Consider the following 1,295-nt stretch of genomic DNA (forward strand, 5'->3'; position numbering starts at 1 on the left):
AGAACGTCTGCACGTTCTTTTTGCTTGGCTTGATGAGCAGCGTTCCCGAGTACTTCCGGAAATTCCACCCAAGGAAGTCGAAGCCGTTGGCAATGTGGACAATCCGCGTTTTCTCCGTCGATAGCGTCAGCCCCCGTACTGCTAGGAACGCCTCTACCCACGGCTTCACTTCGTGCTCCAAAACATCCGGCGTACTGCCGGTGATCACGAAGTCGTCTGCGTACCGCACGACGTTCACCTTATGCTTCCGTACGTTGGCGACTCCGAGTTTTGTCCGCAAGGACTCCACCAATTGTCGTTCCAACCCGTTCAGCGCCACGTTTGCCAGAGTCGGGGAAATGATGCCCCCCTGTGGTGTTCCGGCCTCGGTCGCCTGAAGCTGACCCTGAAATACCACGCCAGCTTTCAGCCATTTCCGCAGGATCACTTTGTCCATAGGGACATTGCGCTCCAGCCAGTCGTGGCTGATATGGTCAAAGCAACCTTTGATATCCGCCTCTAACACCCATTGAGCCGAAGCCTTCTGGGATAGCGAGACAAATAGCTGAGACATGGCGTCCGCGGTAGAGCGATTGATCCGGAACCCATACGAGTTCGGATCGCTCGTCCCTTCGGACACCGGTTCCAGCGCCAGCAGGTATAACGCCTGCATGGCTCGATCCAACATGGTCGGAATGCCCAGAGGGCGCTCCTTTCCATTGGATTTGGGAATAAAGACCCTCCTTAATGGCTTGGGTCGATACCCCCGGCGCTTCAACCGCCCAATGGCTTCCCATCGGACTTCAGGCGAGTTCCACTGTTCGCGGTCAACACCTACCGTCCGCGCACCTTGGTTCTCCGTCACTCGTCGTACCGCCGATGCCTTGGCGGACCACGAGCGGGTCAGAGACCGTTGCAGGGCTTTCACCCGGCGCCAGTCCCCTTCCTGTGTTGCCTTCGCAATTCGAATCTGCATTGCTCGAACGTTCCGTTCGACACGGCGCCAATTGATGTCGCCCCATCGTTGCGGTACGCCGGAGGGCGCAGATTCATCCTTGCGGATCAATGCTTCCATGCTGCTCTCCTATCTTGAGGATCTTCCCCAAAATCAAGAGACAACATGCCCCTTGAGGGACAGTTGCCCCTCAAGGGAAGAAAATTGAACATCAAGCGAGTTCAGTCAGCCGTCTTGCGACGAAAGACCAGTTGGAAGTCTGCCCGCTTTCGCGTGGGATGATGTTTCAACCCCTATCCGAACCATTACAGCCCGGCATTCGCTTTTTCCAACCTCCCATACCCGCACAGCCAACAGCGTT

1 protein-coding gene is annotated in these 1,295 nt (G+C 56.4%); it reads right to left on the reverse strand.

All coding sequences use genetic code 11. The features are described 5' to 3' along the window. Positions 1-1,054 (reverse strand): group II intron reverse transcriptase/maturase (gene ltrA, locus AC1DS6_RS42625; protein ID WP_477104809.1); only part of this gene is annotated, 1,054 nt, incomplete at its 3' end. Positions 1,055-1,295 lie beyond the last annotated feature (241 nt).

The sequence above is a fragment of the Cupriavidus sp. 05L310 genome (assembly GCF_056398185.1).